General features: G+C 75.2%; 14 protein-coding genes. 4 read left to right on the forward strand and 10 right to left on the reverse strand.

What is annotated here, in order from left to right:
- Positions 1-19: 19 nt before the first annotated feature.
- Positions 20-808, reverse strand: coding sequence for an SGNH/GDSL hydrolase family protein (locus tag SM577_RS00735; RefSeq protein WP_474586059.1), 789 nt, complete (start codon positions 806-808; stop codon positions 20-22).
- Positions 809-1026: 218 nt separating this feature from the next.
- Here SM577_RS00735 and SM577_RS00740 point away from each other — a divergent pair, with 218 nt between their 5' ends.
- Positions 1027-2580: a M1 family metallopeptidase gene (locus SM577_RS00740; RefSeq protein WP_474580443.1), complete on the forward strand. Its 1554-nt coding sequence runs from the start codon at positions 1027-1029 to the stop codon at positions 2578-2580.
- Between the two features lie 137 nt (positions 2581-2717).
- On the opposite strand, the gene SM577_RS00745 is transcribed toward SM577_RS00740, so the two are convergent.
- The 3 genes from SM577_RS00745 to gltB form a co-directional block, all read right to left on the reverse strand.
- Positions 2718-4244: an MFS transporter gene (locus tag SM577_RS00745; protein WP_474586060.1), complete on the reverse strand. Its 1527-nt coding sequence runs from the start codon at positions 4242-4244 to the stop codon at positions 2718-2720.
- Between the two features lie 317 nt (positions 4245-4561).
- Entirely contained in the window at positions 4562-6067 is a 1506-nt protein-coding gene (locus SM577_RS00750) for a glutamate synthase subunit beta (RefSeq protein WP_302921656.1), read from the reverse strand.
- The gene (gene gltB / locus SM577_RS00755; RefSeq protein ID WP_474586061.1) at positions 6060-10751 is read right to left on the reverse strand and encodes a glutamate synthase large subunit; all 4692 of its coding nucleotides are present in this window, start codon (positions 10749-10751) and stop codon (positions 6060-6062) included. Before gltB ends, SM577_RS00750 begins: the two co-directional genes overlap by 8 nt.
- A 149-nt stretch (positions 10752-10900) precedes the next feature.
- Between gltB and SM577_RS00760 the strand changes: the two genes are divergently transcribed.
- Entirely contained in the window at positions 10901-11746 is an 846-nt protein-coding gene (locus SM577_RS00760) for a GNAT family N-acetyltransferase (protein WP_474580440.1), read from the forward strand.
- Positions 11747-11752: 6 nt separating this feature from the next.
- Here SM577_RS00760 and SM577_RS00765 read toward each other — a convergent pair whose 3' ends face one another.
- Both SM577_RS00765 and lgt read right to left on the reverse strand, forming a co-directional pair.
- The gene (locus tag SM577_RS00765; RefSeq protein ID WP_302921653.1) at positions 11753-12940 is read right to left on the reverse strand and encodes an FAD-dependent oxidoreductase; all 1188 of its coding nucleotides are present in this window, start codon (positions 12938-12940) and stop codon (positions 11753-11755) included.
- Positions 12941-12950: 10 nt separating this feature from the next.
- Complete coding sequence (lgt, locus tag SM577_RS00770; RefSeq protein WP_474586062.1) at positions 12951-14156, reverse strand: prolipoprotein diacylglyceryl transferase; 1206 nt, start codon at positions 14154-14156, stop codon at positions 12951-12953.
- 101 nt (positions 14157-14257) lie between these two features.
- Between lgt and SM577_RS00775 the strand changes: the two genes are divergently transcribed.
- On the forward strand, positions 14258-14803 hold the full coding sequence (locus SM577_RS00775; RefSeq protein ID WP_474580437.1) for an NUDIX hydrolase: 546 nt from the start codon (positions 14258-14260) through the stop codon (positions 14801-14803).
- 111 nt (positions 14804-14914) lie between these two features.
- Here SM577_RS00775 and trpA read toward each other — a convergent pair whose 3' ends face one another.
- The 3 genes from trpA to trpC all read right to left on the reverse strand — a co-directional run bounded on the left by trpA (position 14915) and on the right by trpC (position 17872).
- Complete coding sequence (gene trpA, locus SM577_RS00780; RefSeq protein WP_474586063.1) at positions 14915-15718, reverse strand: tryptophan synthase subunit alpha; 804 nt, start codon at positions 15716-15718, stop codon at positions 14915-14917.
- A gap of 3 nt (positions 15719-15721) precedes the next feature.
- On the reverse strand, positions 15722-16954 hold the full coding sequence (gene trpB / locus SM577_RS00785; RefSeq protein WP_302921649.1) for a tryptophan synthase subunit beta: 1233 nt from the start codon (positions 16952-16954) through the stop codon (positions 15722-15724).
- 114 nt (positions 16955-17068) lie between these two features.
- Positions 17069-17872: an indole-3-glycerol phosphate synthase TrpC gene (gene trpC, locus SM577_RS00790; protein WP_302921791.1), complete on the reverse strand. Its 804-nt coding sequence runs from the start codon at positions 17870-17872 to the stop codon at positions 17069-17071.
- 439 nt (positions 17873-18311) lie between these two features.
- Here trpC and SM577_RS00795 point away from each other — a divergent pair, with 439 nt between their 5' ends.
- Positions 18312-18569, forward strand: a complete 258-nt coding sequence (locus tag SM577_RS00795; RefSeq protein WP_167178436.1) for a hypothetical protein — start codon at positions 18312-18314, stop codon at positions 18567-18569.
- Here the strand turns inward: SM577_RS00795 and SM577_RS00800 are convergent.
- Positions 18562-19143, reverse strand: coding sequence for a Trp biosynthesis-associated membrane protein (locus SM577_RS00800; protein ID WP_302921646.1), 582 nt, complete (start codon positions 19141-19143; stop codon positions 18562-18564). The two genes, SM577_RS00795 and SM577_RS00800, sit on opposite strands and share 8 nt — an antisense overlap.
- Positions 19144-19148 lie beyond the last annotated feature (5 nt).

Here is a 19148-nt window from a genome sequence, read left to right on the forward strand (position 1 = left end):
CCGCCGCCGGTGGTACGGCTCAGCCGGTGACGGAGGTCAGCGCGGGCAGGTAGCCGTCGGCGTCCGGGTGGTACGCCTCGATCACCCCGCTGACGTCGCGGATCCACGGGTCGGCGCCGCAGACCCCGTGCCCGGCGAAGTACGGGCGGGTGTCGACGAAGGTGGCCCCGGCGGCGCCCGCCCGGCCGGCGATGACGGTGGCGAGCAGGTCGGCGGCCTCGTTGAGGATGGTGCGCTTGTAGACGCTCATCGCCAGCCAGCCGCAGCTGGTGGTCTCGAACAGCCGCGGGTAGCCGAGCACGATCAGCCGGGCGTTCGGCGCCCGCTGCCGGATCGCGGCGTACGTGGCGTCGAGCCGGCCGGGCAGCGTCGCGGTGGCGAACGCCTTCGCGTCGTTGACCGCGTCGGTGCAGGTCGAGGTGCTGCCGAACCGGCAACTGGTGATCACGTCGGCGAAGCCGGCGTCGTTGCCGCCGATGGTGATGGTGACCATGGTGGTCGTGCTGGAGAGCGCGGCGACCTGGTCGGCGATGACGTCGGCGGTGACCGCGCCGCCGCAGGCGGCGAACCGGAAGCTGGTCACCGCGTGGGACGCGGCCCAGAGCGGGGCGTACGACTTCTGGCTGCGCAGGCAGCCGGACCAGTCGTACGGGCCGGCGCCCACCCCGGAGGAGTAGGAGTCGCCGAGGGCGACGTAGTTGACGGTGGCGGCGGCCTGCGCGGGGGCGGGCAGGAACACCGCGCCGAGAGCGGCGGTGAGCAGGGCGACCAGCGCGGCCAGGGCGCGGGCCAGCGGGCGGTGGGGCATGACGGGACCTCCACAGGACTCAGGTGGTGGGGCCCTGTGACCGCGCGCGTGGCCAGGGGTGTGACAGTTGTTACTAGCCGGTAATGCTATCGAAATATTTCCATCAGGGGAACCGTCGCCGCCATCCCGGGACGGAAACGTCCGACCCCGCGGCGCGGCGGCATGGCGGACGCGACATGTTCACATGCGTCGATTAGGTTGACCGTGCGAACACCCCGATGGAGGGAGTCCACCCCGTGCGACGAGCGCTCACGGCGGCCATCGCCGCCCTGACCGTCACCACCGCCGGCACCCTGGTCGCCGGCACCCCCGGCCACGCCGCCCTACCGGGCTGGGGTCGGCCGGTCCTGCCCACCGCCGCGCCGCAACCCGGCGGTCCAGGGCTCGGTGACAGCTACTTCCCCGACTACGGCAACGGCGGCTACGACGTCGAGCACTACGACGTCCGGCTGCGCTACGACCCGCAGACCGACCTGCTCACCGGCACCACCACCATCCTGGCCCGGGCCACCCGGGACCTGTCCCGGTTCAACCTCGACTTCCTGCTCGACGTCGACTCGGTACGGGTCAACGGCTGGCAGGCCACCGCCACCCGCGAGGGGGTGCACGAGCTGGTGGTCACCCCGCGCCGGGCGGTGACCGCCGGCCAGCAGCTCACCGTGGTGGTGCGCTACTCGGGCGTACCGTCCGAGACGCTGGTGGGCGGCTACACCGGCTGGACCCGTACCGACGACGGGGCGATGGCGGTGAACGAGCCGGAGTCGGCCTGGTGGTGGTTCCCCAGCAACGACCACCCGACGGACAAGGCCACCTACGACATCTCGGTCTCGGTGCCCACCGGCGTCGAGGTGATCAGCAATGGCGTCCAGCCGCGGCCGCCGGTCGCCGAGGCCGGCAACCGCACCCGGTGGAGCTGGCGCACCACCTCGCCGACCGCCACCTACCTGGCCTTCCTCGCCATCGGCCAGTACGACATCGTCAGCGACACCGCGCCGAACGGCCAGCCGGTGGTGAACGCGTACAGCACCACGCTGGGCGAGCTGGGGCCGGCCGCGCGGGCCAGCATCGAGCGCACCGCCGAGATCGTCGAGTGGGCCAGCGGGATCTTCGGCCCGTACCCGTTCGAGGCGCAGGGCGGGGTGGCCGGGCCGGTCGACGGCATCGGCTTCGCGCTGGAGACGCAGACCCGCTCGGTGTACGGCCCGGGCTTCTGGCGTCGCGGCGCCAACACCTACGTGGTGGTGCACGAGAACGCCCACCAGTGGTTCGGCGACTCGGTTTCGGTGGCCGACTGGAGCGACATCTGGCTCAACGAGGGCTTCGCCACCTACGCCGAGTGGCTCTGGTCGGAGGAGCAGGGCGAGGGCACCGCGCAGGAACTGTTCGACTTCACCTACGCCAGCTACCCGGCCGACGACGAGTTCTGGCAGGTGCCGCCGGGTGAGCCCGGCCCGAACCGGATCTTCGACGACGCCGTCTACGACCGGGGCGCGATGGCGCTGCACCAGCTCCGGCTGGCCGTCGGCGACGACGCGTTCTTCGCGATCCTGCCGGCCTGGACCGCCGAGCACCGGCACGGCAACGCGAGCATCGAGCAGTTCCAGGCCCTCGCCGAGCGGATCTCCGGCCTAGACCTGGACGACCTCCTGACCACCTGGCTACTCACCCCCACCCGCCCCGACCTCCCCACCACTGCCCGCAAGACCACCCCACCCACCCAACCCAAGTCCTGGCCCCACATCCACACCTCCCACACCCTCCTAACCCACTAACCCCCACCCACCCCCACCCCGGGCCGGCTCGTTGATCATGAGGTTGGCGGTGCGACACGCCGACGCGACCGCCGCCAACCTCATGATCAACGGCAGTGGCGGGCGGGTCGGAGGGGCGGGCCGGAGGGGCGGGTTGGTTAGCGGGGTTCGGGGGTGGGGGTGGAGCGGGCGCAGGCGACCGGGGGGCCGGCCGGGTGGGACGCGGCGGCGAAACCGGGGCGGCGGCGGGCCCGGCGCGGGGCGCCGGCGGCGTACTCGTCGGCCGGCGGGCGCAGCCGGGCGCCGTGCGGCCGGGGCGGTGCCCAGCGGGCGGTGGGGACGCCACCCACCGGGCGGACGGCGGCGACCGGCACCGGGCGGACCACCGTCGACGCCGGCCGGACGACCCGGGCGGCGGTCGAGGCGGCCCGGCGCACCCGGGGCGCGGCCAGCGCGCGGGTGATCCGCCCGTGCAGGCGACGGCCTCGCAGCCCATCCAACGCCACCCCGGCCACCGCGGTGGCGACCGCCGTGGCCGCGCCGGCCAGCACCAGCGTCTGCCGGGGGCCGGCCTGCTCGGAGAGCCAGCCGAGCAGCGGGGCGCCGACCGCAGCGGAGACCGAGCCGGTGACCGCCAGCGCGGCCAGCACCCGCCCGCGCATCGCGTAGTCGGTGTCGAGCTGGGCCCGGGTACCGACGGTGGTGTCGATGACCACCGCGGCGGCGGCGACCGGCAGGATCACCGCGGCGAAGCCCAGCGTGCTCGGCGCCAGGCCGGCGCCGATCTGCAGCGTGCTGGCCAGCAGCCCCGCACCGACCAGGACCCCGTAGCCCAGGTGCCGGCGGCGGGCCGCGACGAACGCGCCGAGCACCGTGCCCACCGCGAAGACCGTGGACAGCAGTCCGTAGCCGGCCGCGCCGCCGCCCAGCGGCCCGTCGCTCATCGCCGCCATGGTGACCTGGTAGTTGCGCCCGAGGCTGCCGAGCACGAACGACAGGGCCAGCGCGACCAGCACCACCGGCTGGCGCAGCAGGTAGCGGAAGCCGGCCCGGATGCCGCCGTCCGCGGGCTCCGCGTCGGCCGCCGGCTCGTCGGTGTGCAGCTCCCGCTCCCGTACGGCGAACAGCGCGACCAGCACCGCGACGAAGCTGGCCGCGTTGATCGCGAAGAGCAGGGCCGGGCCGACGGCGGCGACCAGCACGGCACCGGCGCTCATGCCCAGGATGCGGCCGGCGGAGTGGGTGAGCGATCCGAGCGCGAGCGCGTTGCCCAGGCTCTCCCGGTCCACCAGGGTCGACGTCCAGCGGCCCATCACCGGTCCCTCGATCGCCGAGACCGCGCCGGTGGCCAGCGAGATCGCGTAGATCGCCGGCAGGCCGCCGGCGCCGGTGACGGCCACCACCGCCAGCCCGGCGGCCAGTGCCGCGTGCGCCGCCTGCGCGGCGATCAGCAGCGGCTTGGCCCGCAGCCGGTCGGCCAGCGCCCCGCCCCAGACGCTGAGCAGCAGCGTGGGCAGGGCCTGGAGGAGGACGGCGAGGCCCATCGAGGTGGCCGAGCGGGTCTCGGCGAGCACGTACCAGTTGACCCCGAGCACCTGCATCCAGGTGCCGACCACTGACACGAACCCGGCAGCGGCCCAGATCCGGTAGTTGCGGTGGCGCAGCGCTGCGAACGTGGCACCCACGGCCACGACCTCCCCGTACGACGGCGACGGACGACGCCGACCCGCTCGGTGGTTCGGCGGTCGCCAAGTCTGGCGGCCGGCAAACCGATCCGCCGCTGTTGGTGAGGGGGTTCACCAGCCGCCGTCGCAGCGGGCCGCAGACCGGGAGAAACCGGGCAGCCGTCCGGTCCCCGGCACCTCCCCCGATCGACCGGGCCACCGGCCCGGACGGCCGACCGGACTTCCGCCGCCCGACGCCGTCGCCGCGACCGCCGATCGGGCGCCGGAAGCGGCCCCCGCGGGGGCCGCTTCCGGCCCGGATCCGGCGTCGCGACCGGTCAGCGGGCGGCGAGCGGTTCGGTGGCCGGGTGCACCGGAGCGGGCAGGGCTCCGGGGGCACCGAGGTAGGCGTGGATGGCGGCCGCCGCGGCGCGGCCCTCGGCGATCGCCCAGACGATCAGCGAGGCGCCCCGGTGCATGTCGCCGGCGACGAAGACCCCGTCCGCGCCGGTCTGCCAGTCCGGCCGGGCGTCCACCGCGCCGCGGGCGTTGCGGCTCACCCCGAGCTGCGCCAGCAACGGCTGCTCCTCGGTGCCCTCGAAGCCGATCGCCAGCAGCACCAGGTCCGCCGGGAGTTCCCGCTGGGTGCCGGGCAGCGCGGTGACGATCCGGCGGCCGTCCCGCTTCTCCACGGTCACCTCGGCGATCCGGACCGCGCGGACCGCGCCGGTGCCGTCGTCGACGAACTCCTGCACCGCCACCGCGAAGACCCGCTCGCCGCCCTCCTCGTGCGCCGGGTAGGTGCGCAGGATCCACGGCCAGGTGGGCCACGGGTCGCGCGCCTCGTCCCGGGCCTGCGGCGGCTGCGGGTAGAGGTCCAGCTGGTGGACGCCGGCGGCGCCCTGCCGGTGCGCCACGCCGAGGCAGTCGGCAGCGGTGTCGCCGCCGCCGATGATGACCACGTGCTTGCCGGCGGCGTCGATCGGCGTGCCGTCCGGCAGCACGGCGAGCGCGGGTCGCCCCTCGCCGGTGGCCGCGACCACCCGGTTCGCCGCGACCAGGTGCGCCATCGCCTGGTGCACGCCGCGCAGCTGCCGCCCCGGCGTCTCCGGGGTGTCCCGGCCCTGCAACGCGCCGCAGGCCAGCAGCACCGCGTCGTGCTCGGCGCGCAACTGCTCGGCGGTCACGTCCACGCCCACGTTCACCCCGGTGCGGAACCGCACCCCCTCGGCGGCGAGCTGGGCCAGCCGCCGGTCGATGTGCTCCTTCTCCAGCTTGAAATCGGGGATGCCGTACCGGAGCAGACCGCCGAGCGCGTCGTCGCGCTCGTACACGGTCACCGCGTGACCGGCGCGGACCAACTGCTGGGCGGCGGCCAGACCGGCGGGCCCGGAGCCGACCACGGCGACCGACCGCCCGGACGGCGCGGGCACCGGGCGCGGCACCAGCCCGCGCGCGACGGCCGCGTCGGCGATCTCCACCTCGACCTGCTTGATGGTGACCGGCTCACCGCCGGCGATGCCGAGCACGCAGGCGGCCTCGCAGGGCGCCGGGCAGAGCCGGCCGGTGAACTCCGGGAAGTTGTTGGTGGCGTGCAGCGACTCCACCGCCGCGTCCCAGTTGCCGGTGCGGACCAGGTCGTTCCAGTCCGGGATGCGGTTGCCCAGCGGGCAGCCGTCGTGGCAGAACGGGATGCCGCAGTCCATGCACCGGGTGGCCTGCTCGCGGATCAGCTCCTCGCCGGCCGGCGGGTAGACCTCCCGCCAGTCGCTGATCCGCACCGGCACCGGCCGCCGGGCCGGCAGCCGCCGGTTGTAGCGCAGGAAACCGTTCGGGTCAGGCACGAGCCACCTCCTGGGCCGCCGCCCGCTGCACGGGCGTGGTCGTAACGGACGACGGACCCGGTGCCGCCAGGGCGGTCATCACCGCGTCGTCGACGTCGCGGCCGGCGGCTTCGGCGGCCCGCATGATCTCCAGCACCCGGCGGTAGTCCCGGGGCACCACCGCGGTGAACTCCGCCACCGCCTCCGGCCAGCGCTTGAGCAGCTCCTCGGCGACCGCCGAGTCGGTCTCGGCGAAGTGCCGCTGCACCAACTCGTGCAGCACGGCCTGCTCCTCCTCCGACAGCGACGCCAGGTCGACCAGCTCGGTGTTGACCCGACGCCGGTCGAGCTGCCAGACGAAGGCGGTGCCGCCGGACATGCCGGCGGCGAAGTTGCGGCCGGTGGGACCGAGCACCACCACGGTGCCGCCGGTCATGTACTCGCAGCCGTGGTCGCCGACGCCCTCGACGACGGCCGCCGCGCCGGAGTTGCGCACCGCGAACCGCTCCCCCACCCGGCCGCGCAGGAAGACCTCGCCGGCGGTGGCCCCGTACAGGATGGTGTTGCCGGCGATGATCTGGTCCTCGGCCCGGTCTCCCGGCGCGGCGTCGCCGTCCACGAACGGCGCGGCGGCGTCCGGCCGGACGACCAGCCGCCCGCCGGAGAGGCCCTTGCCGACGTAGTCGTTGGCGTCGCCGTGCAGCCGCAGGGTGACCCCGCGCGGCAGGAACGCGCCGAACGACTGGCCGGCGGTGCCGCGCAGGGTGAACTCGATGGTGTCGGCGGGCAGGCCGGCCCCGCCGTAGCGGCGGGTCACCTCGCCGCCCAGCATCGCGCCGACGCTGCGGTGCTCGTTGCGCACCGCCACCTCGACCCGTACCGGGGTGCCGGCGGTCAGCGCCGGCTCGGCCAGGGCGATCAGCTCGTTGTCCAGGGCCAGCTCCAGGCCGTGGTCCTGGGCGCGGACGCCCCGCCGGGCGGCGCCGGCCGGCAGCTCCGGCAGGTGCAGCACGGGGGTGAGGTCGAGGCCGCCGGCCTTCCAGTGCTCGATCGCCGGGGTGACGTCGAGCAGTTCGGCGTGCCCGATCGCCTCCTCGATCGACCGGAAGCCCAGCTCGGCCAGGTAGCCGCGGACCTCCTCGGCGAGGAAGAGGAAGAAGTTCTCCACGAACTCCGGCTTGCCGGTGAAGCGTTCCCGCAGCACCGGGTTCTGGGTGGCGATGCCGACCGGACAGGTGTCCAGGTGACAGACCCGCATCATCACGCAGCCCTCGACGATCAGCGGGGCGGTGGCGAAGCCGAACTCCTCGGCGCCGAGCAGCGCCGCGATCAGCACGTCCCGGCCGGTCTTGAGCTGGCCGTCGACCTGCACGGTGACCCGGTCGCGCAGCTTGTTGAGCAGCAGCGTCTGCTGCGCCTCGGCCAGCCCCAGCTCCCACGGGGTGCCGGCGTGCTTGAGCGAGTTCAGCGGGGACGCGCCGGTGCCGCCGTCGTGGCCGGAGATCAGGATGACGTCGGCCTTGAGCTTCGCCACGCCCGCCGCCACGGTGCCCACGCCGACCTCGCTGACCAGCTTGACGTGCACCCGGGCGGCCGGGTTGACGCACTTCAGGTCGTGCACCAGCTGGGCGAGGTCCTCGATGGAGTAGATGTCGTGGTGCGGCGGCGGGGAGATCAGGCCGACGCCCGGGGTGGCGTGCCGGGTACGCGCGATCCACGGCCAGACCTTGTTGCCGGGCAGCTGCCCGCCCTCGCCGGGCTTGGCGCCCTGCGCCATCTTGATCTGGATGTCGTCGGCGTTGACCAGGTATTCGCTGGTCACCCCGAACCGGCCGCTGGCGATCTGCTTCACCGCGGAGCGGCGGGCCGGGTCGTGCAGCCGCTCGACGTCCTCGCCGCCCTCGCCGGTGTTGGACTTGCCGCCGAGCCGGTTCATCGCGATCGCCAGGGTCTCGTGCGCCTCTGCGGAGATCGAGCCGTACGACATGGCGCCGGTGGCGAACCGCTTGACGATCTCGGTGGCCGGCTCGACCTGATCGATCGGCACCGCCGGCCGCACCCCGGTACGCAGGGTGAACAGTCCGCGCAGCGAGCCGGCCCGGGCGGCCAGCTCGTCAACCTTGGCCGTGTACTGGCGGAAGACGTCGTACTGCCGGCTGCGGGTGGCGTGCTGGAGCAGGAAGACCGTCTCCGGGTTGAACAGGTGCAGCTCGCCCTCGCGGCGCCACTGGTACTCGCCGCCCACCTCCAGCCGGTCGGTGGCCGCGGTGCCCGGCGCCGGCCAGGCCCGGGCGTGCCGGGCGGCGACCTCGGCGTGGATGCCGTCCAGCCCGATCCCGCCGATCTTGCTGGGGGTGCCCCGGAAGTAGCGCTCGACCAGCCGGGCGTCCAGCCCGACCGCCTCGAAGACCTGGGCGCCGCAGTACGAGGACACCGTCGAGATGCCCATCTTGGACATGATCTTCAGGACGCCCTTGCCGAGCGCCTTGACGTAATTGCGTACCGCCGTGCCCGGTTCCACCCCGGCCAGGGCGCCAGTGGAGATCATGTCCTCCACCGACTCGAAGGCCAGGTACGGGTTGACCGCCGCGGCGCCGTACCCGATCAGCACCGCCGCGTGGTGCACCTCGCGGCAGTCGCCGGACTCGACGATCAGCGCCACCTGGGTGCGGGTCTGCTCGCGGACCAGGTGCTGGTGCACCGCCGCGGTGAGCAGCAGCGACGGGATCGGCGCGAGGTCGGCGTTGGAGTCCCGGTCGGAGAGCACCAGGATCCGCACGCCGTCCTCGATCGCCTCGGAGACGTGCCGGCAGATCTCGGTCAGCCGGGCCTTGATGCCCTTGGCGCCCTCCCGGATCCGGTACAGCCCGGAGACCCGGACCGCCTTGAAGCCGGGCAGGTCGCCGTCCTCGTCGATGGAGAGGATCTTGGCCAGCTCGTCGTTGTCGATCACCGGGTAGGGCAGCACGATCTGCCGGCAGCTGGCCGGGCCCGGGTCGAGCAGGTTGCCCTCCGGGCCGATGGTGGAGGCCAGGCTGGTCACCAACTCCTCCCGGATGGCGTCCAGCGGCGGGTTGGTGACCTGGGCGAAGAGCTGGTGGAAGTAGTCGTAGAGCAGCCGCGGCCGGGTGGACAGCGGGGAGATCGGGGTGTCCGTGCCCATCGAGCCGATCGGCTCCGCGCCGGCCCGGGCCATCGGGGCGAGCAGGATCTTCAGCTCCTCCTCGGTGTAGCCGAAGGTCTGCTGGCGGCGGCGTACCGAGTCGTGGGTGTAGACGATGTGCTCGCGGGCGGGCAGGTCGGTCAGCTCGATCAGCCCGGCGTGCAGCCACTCGCCGTACGGCCGCTCGGCGGCCAGCTCGGCCTTGATCTCGTCGTCGTGCACGATCCGGCCGGCGGCGGTGTCGACCAGGAACATCCGCCCCGGCTGGAGCCGCCCCTTGGCCACCACCCGGGCCGGGTCGAGGTCGAGCACGCCCGCCTCGCTGCCGAGCACCACGAGGCCGTCGTCGGTACGCCACCAGCGCCCTGGGCGCAGCCCGTTGCGGTCGAGCACCGCGCCGACGATCTCGCCGTCGGTGAAGGCGACCGAGGCCGGCCCGTCCCACGGCTCCATCAGGCTGGCGTGGAAGCGGTAGAACTCCCGCTTGTCGGCCCGCATGTCCGGGTCGTTCTCCCAGGCCTCCGGGATCATCATCAGCACCGCGTGCGGCAGGCTGCGCCCGGCCAGGTGCAGCAGCTCCAGCACCTCGTCGAAGTTGGCCGAGTCGGAGGCGGCCGGGGTGCAGACCGGGAAGATCCGCCGGATGTTGCCCGGCAGGTTCGGGGTGCGCAGCAGCGCCTCCCGGGCCTGCATCCAGTTCCGGTTGCCACGGATGGTGTTGATCTCGCCGTTGTGCGCGATGAAGCGGTACGGGTGCGCCAGCGGCCAGGACGGGAAGGTGTTGGTGGAGAACCGCGAGTGCACCAGGGCGATCGCGCTGACCACCCGCTCGTCGGTCAGCTCCGGGTAGAACGCGGGCAACTGGTCGGGGGTGAGCATGCCCTTGAAGACCATGGTCCGCGCGGACAGCGACGGGAAGTACGCCGGCACGCCCCGCTCGGCGGACTCCCGCTCGGCCTGCTTGCGGACGCAGAACGCCACCCGGTCCAGCTCGATGCCGCGCAGCGGGGTACCGGCCGGGCCGGCCGGGGCGTCGGTGAGCCGGTGCGCGGCGAGGAAGAGCTGCCGGATCCGGGGCATCGCGGCGAGCGCGGTCTCGCCCAGGCCGGTCGGGTCGATCGGCACCTCCCGCCAGCCGAGCAGCTCGGCCCCCTCGACCAGGGCGTACTTCTCCACCACCCGGCGGGCGCGGGCCTCGGCGGCGTCGTCGTCAGGGAGGAAGACCAGGCCGGTGGCGTACTCGCCGGCCGGCGGCAGCGGGAAGTCCACCACGGCACGCAGGAACGCGTCCGGCACCTGGATCATGATGCCCGCGCCGTCGCCGGTGTTCGGCTCCGCGCCCCGGGCGCCCCGATGGTCCAGCCGGCAGAGCGCGGCGAGGCCGTTGGCGACCACCGCGTGCGAGCGCCGCCCGTGCAGGTCGGCCACGAAGGCCACGCCGCAGGCGTCGTGCTCCTGGGCAGGGTCGTAGAGCCCGGCCGCGGGCACACCGGGGCCGTGCGGCGCGGCCGGCTGGGGGCGATGAGGGTACGGAAAAGCCACCGGGCCTCCTGTCGTCGCTCAGGGATGGTTCACGGGATCGGGACGACGTCGGCCCTTGTGGGTTTATTGAGTCTACGTTAGGGCGCGCTCCGCAAGGCCAGTGCGGATTGATCACACCTTCCAGAGTCTGGGACGTGTAGTCTCGCGCGGTGGATCCCCAGCACAAGGAACTCTTCGACCGGTTGGAACGCTTCTACGACGCGGTGCCGCGGGACGCGGCCCGGGCCGAGGAGCACGGCGGCCTGGTGCTCTTCGTACGGGAAGGGACCGGCTGGCCGTTCTACGCCCGGCCCCGGCTCGACGCCGACGAGACCCCTTCGCTCGCCGACGTCTCCCAGGTGCGCGAGCGGCAGCGCGAGCTGGGCCTGCCGGAGGCCTTCGAGTGGGTGCACGAGACCACCCCGGACCTGCTCGCGGTGGCCCGCTCGGCGGGGCTGTCCGTACTCGAGGCGCCGCTGATGGTGCTCGACCCCGCCGCACTGCCCGACCCGGCGACGCTGACCGACGTACCGGTGCGGCTGCTCGACTCCGACGCGCCGGACCTGGCCGCGGACGTGGCGGCCCGGCGGGCCGTGGCGGCGGTCGGCTTCTCCGCCCCCGGCACCGGCCGGGGCGGCGCCGGCCCGGCCGAGCGGGACGCCGCGATGACCGGGCTGGACGTGGCCGCGCTGGACGAGGAGCGGACCCGCATCGCCGACGGCCGGCGGCTCTCCGTGCTGGCCGGCACGCCGGAGGAGGGCCCGCTGGCCAGCGGGATGGCGATGCGGGTCGGCGACGTCGCCGAGATCGCCGGGGTGGCCACCCTGCCGGCCGCCCGCCGCCGGGGCCTGGGCGCCGCGGTCACCGCCACGCTGGCCCGCGAGCTGCTGGCCGCCGGCGCCGACCTGGTCTTCCTCTCCGCCGGCAGCGAGGAGATCGCCCGGGTCTACCTGCGGGTCGGTTTCCGCCGGATCGGCACCGCCTGCATCGCCGAGCCGGCCCCGGTGCTGGCCTGACCGCGGTCAGCTCGGCGGCCGCCAGGCCGCCGCGGTGGTGGCGGCGCTGGAGAGCAGCCGGGGGCTGATCGTGCCGAGGGCCGCGTCCCGGGCCCGCAGGGCGAGCCGGCCGCGGGTGCGCAGCACCGCCGACATCCGGCGGGCCTGCCGGACCACCGACGCCGCCCGGGGCCGGCGCGTCCGGTCGTACGCGGCCAGCGCGTCGGGCAGCCGGGACTCGCGCAGCAGTGTGGCCAGGGTGGCGGCGTCCTCGAAGGCGAGGCAGGCGCCCTGGCCGAGGTGCGGCGGCATGGCGTGCGCGGCGTCGCCGAGCAGCACCACCCCGCCGGGGCCGGCCGGGAAGGCGTACGTGCGGGGCAGCGGCCGCAGCTCGCGGATCTCCTGCTGCACCAGGTCGGCCGGGTCGGTGGCGTCGAGCAGCTCGGTGACCGGGGACGGCCAGCCGGCGTACCAGCGGCGCAGCAGGGCGAGCTGGGTCTCGGGGGGCTCCGGCCGGGGCGCGCCGGCCGCGGTGGCCACCCAGTAGATGCCGCCCCGGCTGGAGCCGCCCGACGAGCCGCGCTCGCCCAGCGAGGCGGAGACGAACCGGTACCCGGCGCCGAGGGTCTCGCCACCCACCGGCACCTCGTCCGGCAGCCGGGGCGCCCGGTACCAGGGGATCACCGCCCGCCACGCGGCGCACCCGGAGCTGACCACGCCGGCCTCCGGGGCGAGCTGGCGGCGCAGCTCGCTGTCGGTGCCGTCCGCGGCGACCACCAGGTCGGCCTCCAGCGTGTGCCGGCCGTCGCCGACCGCCGGGCGGGCCCCGGCGGCGGCGCGTACCGTCCGCACGGTCACCCCGGTGCGCAGCTCCACCCCGTCGCCCAGTCCGGCGATCAGCGCGTCGTGCAGGTCCTCCCGGTGCACCACCACCGGCATCCGGTCGGCCGGTGTGGGGCGGGGCTGCACCAGCCAGTGCCCGTCCGGGCGGCGGATGCCGCCGTCGGGCACCGGTGTGGCGATCGCCTCCAGGCCGGCGCCCAGGCCGAGGGCGCGCAGCGCGCGTACCCCGTTGGGCCAGAGCACCACGGCCGTCGGCTCCGGACGGATCCGGTCGGCCCGCTCCAGCAGGGTGACCTGCCAGCCGGACCGGGCCAGCGCCCCGGCGACCGCGAGGCCGCCGATCCCGGCGCCGACCACCACCGCGCTACGCATGGTTCTCCGCTCAGCTGTCGCGGTCGGCGGGGCGGGCGCCGGCCGCGCCGGCCCGCTCGTCCCGCGCCGTCGTCTCCCCGGTCTCCGGGTCGCCGCTCTCCGGGTCGCCGGCCGCCGCCGCGTCCCCGGTCTCGGCGGAGTCCTCGGGTGCTCCGGTCGCGTCCCGGTCGGTCTGCCCGGCCGGCGCGGCGTCCGGGTCGGCCGGCACCTCGCCGGTCTCCCGCCAGCTGCGGTACTGCTCCTCGCTGACCACCCGGTAGCCCTCCGGCGCGGCCGGCTGCGCGCCGGCCTCGGTGGCGGAGAGGTCGACCTGCGAGACGTCGGACTCCGGCGGGGTCGGCGCCGCCGCCGCGCCGACCGGGACGAGGTACTCCCGGGGGCCGCGGACGCGCACGAAGTAGACCAGGGCGCCGAGGAACACCAGCGCGGCGGTCCACACGTTGAGCCGGACGCCGAGGATGGTGTTGGCCTCGTCGGTGCGCATCAGCTCGATCCAGAACCGGCCGGCGGTGTAGCCCATCACGTAGAGCGCGAACGCCCGGCCCCGGCCGAGGCGCAGCTTGCGGTCGAGCACGAAGACCAGCACCGCGACGCCGACGTTCCAGAGCAGCTCGTAGGCGAAGGTCGGGTGGTAGAGGCCCGGTTCGAGGATCGGTCGCCCGGCGTCGTCGCGCAGCGCGTGCCCGGGGTTGTCCGGGTCCATCCGGTGGATCTCCAGCCCCCAGGGCAGCGTGGTCCGCCCGCCGTAGAGCTCGTTGTTGAACCAGTTGCCGAGCCGGCCCACCGCCTGCGCCAGCGGCAGGCCGGGCGCGAGCGCGTCGGCCACCACGGCGAACGGGATGCCGAGCTGGCGGGCGGCGATCCAGGCGCCGAGCGCGCCGCCGGCCACCGCGCCCCAGATGCCGAGACCACCCTCCCAGATGGCGAACGCCTTCATCGGGTCGCCGCCGGTGCCGAAGTACTTCTCCGGCGAGGTGATCACGTGGTAGATCCGGGCGCCGATGATGCCGGCCGGCACGGCCCAGACCGCGATGTCGAGCACCGCGCCCGGGGCGACGCCCCGCCGGCGCAGCCGGTACTCGGTGACCACGCAGGCCACCACGATGCCGAGGATGATGCACAGCGCGTACGCCCGGAGCGGCACCGGGCCGAGCTGCCAGACGGCGGTGCTGGGACTGGGCAGGGCCGCCTGGGGGGACAGCGAGGCGAGATTCACGGATGCACACGCTACCGCTGCGGGCCCCTTCGGTGGCACCCCGGTCGGGCCGGGCGGCGTCGCGGTGACTTCTGGTTTGCACCGACGTAGGCTCTTTGTCCATGAGCGCGCTCACCTGGGCGGTGGCCGCGGTCGTCACCGACGGGGCCGGTCGGGTGCTGCTCTGCCGGCAGGGTCGGGGCGAACGCCGCTACGCGCTGCCCGGCGGGCGGCTGTGCCGGCCGGAGAGCCCGGTGCCGGCGGTACTGCGCGACATCCGGGCCGAGACCGGGTGGGAGATCGAGGTCCTCGACCTGGTCGGCCTCTACCACGTCGCCCAACCGGCGGCCGGCCCGGCACCGGCCGGGCGGGCCGGGCCGCTGCCGGACGTGCTGGTGCACGTCTTCCGGGCCCGGGCAATCGGTGCCCGGCCGGCGGGCGAGCCGCTGGCCGGCTGCCGGCTCTCCTGGCACGACCCCGCCGACCTGCCGGCGGCGCTCACCCCCACCACCCGGGCCGCGCTCGCCGACGCGCTGGCGGGCCGCTCCGGCGTGCTCGTCGACTGCCCCGCACCGGCCGGGCCGGCACCCGGACAACGCTCGCGGCAGCCCGCGGACCGCCGGGCCGAGGACGGTCACTCCGGCGCCGACGCGCCCGCCCGGCACTGACCGCGCCGCGGGCGCACCGGCCGGGCACCGACCGCACCGCCGGGGGCGGGCGACGTGCGGCGCCAGCGCGGGCGCCGGCCGCCGGACCGAACGCCGCGGACGGGGCGGTGGTCAGCGGGCGGGGTTGCGGACGCCCTCGGCGAGTTCGGCGCTGAGCGCGCGGAGCGCGGCCAGTCCGGTGTCGAGGTCCGGCACGTCGAGCAGGCAGCGGACCAGCGCGCTGCCCACGATCACGCCGTCGGCGTAACCGGCGACCGTGCCGGCCTGCGCGCCGGTGCCGACGCCGAGGCCGACGCCCACCGGCAGGTCGGTGACCGCGCGGACCCGGGAGACCAGTACCGGCGCCGCCTCGGAGGTCTGCGCCCGGGCCCCGGTGACGCCCATGATCGCGGTGGCGTAGACGAAGCCGCGGCAGTGCTCGACGGTCATCGCCAGCCGGGCGTCGGTGGAGGACGGGGCGACCAGGAAGGTGCGGTCCAGCCCGTACGCGTCCGAGGCGGCCAGCCACTCGTCGGCCTCGTCGGGGATCAGGTCAGGGGTGATCAGCCCGGTGCCGCCGGCCGCGGCCAGGTCGCGGGCGAAGGCGTCCACGCCGTACCGCTCGATCGGGTTCCAGTAGGTCATGGTGACCACCGGGGCGCCGGTCGCCGCGACCGCCTCGACGATGCGCAGCGCGTCGGCCGTCCGTACGCCGCCGGCCAGCGCGATGTCGCTGGCCCGCTGGATCACCGGGCCGTCCATCACCGGATCCGAGTACGGGATCTCCACCTCGATCACGTCGACCCCGGCCTCGACCATCGCGGTCATCGCCGCGATGCTGCCCTCGACGGTCGGGAACCCGGCCGGCATGCAGCCGACCAGCAGGGCCCGCCCGTCGGCGCGCGCCTTGTCGAACGCCACCCCGATCCGGCTCATCAGTCACTCCTTGTCAAGGACGCCGAAGTAGTTGCCGGCGGTGTGCACGTCCTTGTCGCCCCGCCCGGAGAGGTTGACCACGATGGTGGGTTCGCGGCCGAGGTCGGCGGCGAGCTTCGGGGCGATCTTCAGGGTGCCGGCCAGGGCGTGCGCGCTCTCGATCGCCGGGATGATGCCCTCGGTGCGGCAGAGCAGCTCGAACGCGGCCATCGCCTCGTCGTCGGTGACCGGGGCGTAGGTGGCCCGCCCGGTGTCGTGCAGCCAGGCGTGCTCGGGCCCGACGCCCGGGTAGTCCAGGCCGGCGGAGATCGAGTGCGACTCGCAGGTCTGCCCGTCGGCGTCCTGGAGCACGTACGTGCGGGTGCCGTGCAGCACCCCGGCGGAGCCGCCGGTGATGCTGGCCGCGTGCCGGCCGGTCTCCACCCCGTCGCCGCCGGCCTCGAAGCCGTACAGCCGCACCTGCGGGTCACCCACGAACGCGTGGAAGATGCCCAGCGCGTTGGAGCCGCCACCGACGCAGGCGGTGACCGCGTCCGGCAGCGCGCCGGTGAGGTCGAGGCACTGCTGCCGGGCCTCGTCGCCGATGCCCCGGACGAAGTCGCGGACCAGCGCCGGGAACGGGTGCGGCCCGGCCGCGGTGCCGATCAGGTAGTGGGTGTTGTCGACGTTGGCCACCCAGTCGCGCATCGCCTCGTTCATGGCGTCCTTGAGGGTGCGCGAGCCGGTGGTGACCGGCACGACGGTGGCGCCGAGCATCCGCATCCGGGCCACGTTCAGCGCCTGCCGCTCGGTGTCGACCTGGCCCATGTAGACCACGCACTCCAGGTCGAACAGGGCGGCGGCGGTGGCCGTGGCCACCCCGTGCTGCCCGGCGCCGGTCTCGGCGATCACCCGGGTCTTGCCCATCCGCCTGGTGAGCAGCGCCTGGCCGAGCACGTTGCGCACCTTGTGCGCGCCGGTGTGGTTGAGGTCCTCGCGCTTGAGCAGCACCCGCGCGCCGGCCTTCGCGGAGAACCGCCGGGCGGCGTAGAGCAGCGACGGGGTGCCGGCGTAGTCGCGCAGCAGCGCGGCGAACTCGGCCCGGAACGACTCGTCGGCCATCGCCGCACGGTGCGCGGCGTCCAGCTCGTCCAGCGCCGCGACCAGCGCCTCCGGCACGAACCGGCCGCCGAAGCGGCCGAAGTGGCCCGCCGCGTCCGGGAACGCGGTCTCGGCGGCCAGGGCGTCGGCGCTCATGCCGGCACTCCGCTCCGCTGCGTGCCGTCATGAGGCACCCCCGCGCTGAGCCTGACGATTCGCTCGCTCCGCTCGCTCATCGGAATCCTCTCGCTGGACGAGCCGGCGCGCGCCTCAGCGCACCGGGCGGGGCGTGGCCGGGTGGTTGCCGGCGTTGACCAGCTCGGCCACCGCCTCCCGAGGGCTCTTCTGGGTGACCAGGCCCTCGCCGACCAGGACCGCGTCGGCGCCGGCCGAGGCGTACCGGATGAGGTCGTGCGGGCCGCGCACGCCGGACTCGGCGATCTTGACGACGCTGCTGGGCAGGCCGGGCGCGATCCGCTCGAACACCGAGCGGTCGACCTCCAGGGTACGCAGGTCACGGGCGTTGACGCCGATCACCTGCGCGCCCGCCTCCAGGGCCCGGTCGGCCTCCTCCTCGTCGTGCACCTCGACCAGCGCGGTCATGCCGAGCGACTCGATCCGCTCCAGCAGGCCGACCAGGGCGTTCTGCTCCAGGGCCGCGACGATCAGCAGCACCAGGTCGGCGCCGTGCGCCCGGGCCTCGTGCACCTGGTAGCTGGAGACCACGAAGTCCTTGCGCAGCACCGGGATCGGCACCGCGGCGCGGACCGCGGCGAGGTCGTCCAGTGAGCCGCCGAACCAGCGCCCCTCGGTGAGCACGCTGATCGCCCGCGCGCCGCCGGCGGCGTACTCGCCGGCCAGGTCGGCCGGGTCGGCGATCTCGGCCAGCTTCCCCTTCGACGGGGAGGAGCGCTTGACCTCGGCGATCACCGCGACGCCGGGCCGGCGCAGCGCCGCGTACGCGTCCAGCGGCGGCGGCGCGGCGGCGGCCAGCTCGCGGATCCGCTCCAGCGGCACCTGCTCCTGGCGCCGGGCCACGTCCTCGCGCACGCCGGCCAGGATCTCGTCGAGCACGCTTGCGGACGCCGCCGGACCGGCCTCGTCCCCCTCCGCGTGCGCATGCTCAGCAGTCACCAACGGACTCCCCTCTCCGGGTGTCATGGGCCGATGCTAGGGGGCGCCACCCGAGGCCGGGAGGTGGGGGTATGGCGCTGCTCACGGAACGGCCTGGGGCATAATGGCCGACTTCGGTGAAGGCCAGATCACGTAGCGCCACCGTCCGCATCGACGAGTACCCATGCGCCATTGGACCACGTGATCCCGCCCGGGCGCACCCGGCGGGCGCCTGTGACGAAGCTCAAGGACGAACGGCCCTGTGCAGGTGGCGGCCCCGGACGCAGAGTTGACGCGTAGGTCACCACGGCGAAACGTGAGCCGGCCAGCATCTTCGTCGGGCAGACTCGACGATGCGCCTGCCCCACCCGTTCGCCGACGATCCTCGCGCGGAGAGATCATGAGTACTGCCGGGCCCCACCAGAGCATCGGACTGACCACCATTTCCCGTACCGTCGCGTCGCTCGCCGTCGGGGTGGTGCACACCCTGGAGCGGGCCGTGGTCGGCGAGGCGCGGATGCGGACCGCCCGGGGCAACGCCTGGGAGGCGGTCTGCGCCGACCGGGCCCGGGCCGACCAGCGGGCCGAACTCGACCGCCTGGTGGCGGAGCTGGCGGCCGCCCGGGCCGCCGCCCGCGACCGGCAGCCGGTCAGCTGACCGTCGGGTCCTCGCCCCGGTCCAGCGCGTCCCACGCCTCGGTGGTGCGCCGCCCGGTGACCGGTCCGGCCCCGGCCGGCGCGGCGGGCGCGGCCACCTTCCGGGCCGGCCGTTCGTAGCGGGCGCCCATCGCCGGCCACCGCTGGCCGCGCAGCGCGGTGAGCACCCCGCCGGCGGCGGCGACCAGCCCGCCGAGCAGGCAGAGCGCCGGCCAGTGCCGGCTCACCTCGCCCGGGAAGGACGCCGACAGCCCGTAGCCCCCGCCGGCCGCCACGGCGAGCCCGAGCAGGGCCAGCAACCCGCCGAGCAGCCGCCGCAGCCGACCCCGGGTGGCCAGCACCGCGCCGCCGCCGGCCAGCCCGACCACGGCCAGCGCCGGCAGCCACGGCAGCAGGCCCGCGCCGGTGTGCGCGTCCCGCACCGGGGGCAGCGGCGCCGGCCGGGCGGCCAGCTCCACCGACCAGGTGCGGGTTGCCGCCCACAGCGCCAGGCCCGCGCCGGCCAGGCAGAGCAGCACGGCGTACGTCAGCTCGCGCCGCCCCGCGCCCGGCCGCGCCCCCTCGGCCCCGCTCACCGGGC

The organism is Micromonospora desertarenae (assembly GCF_056150265.1).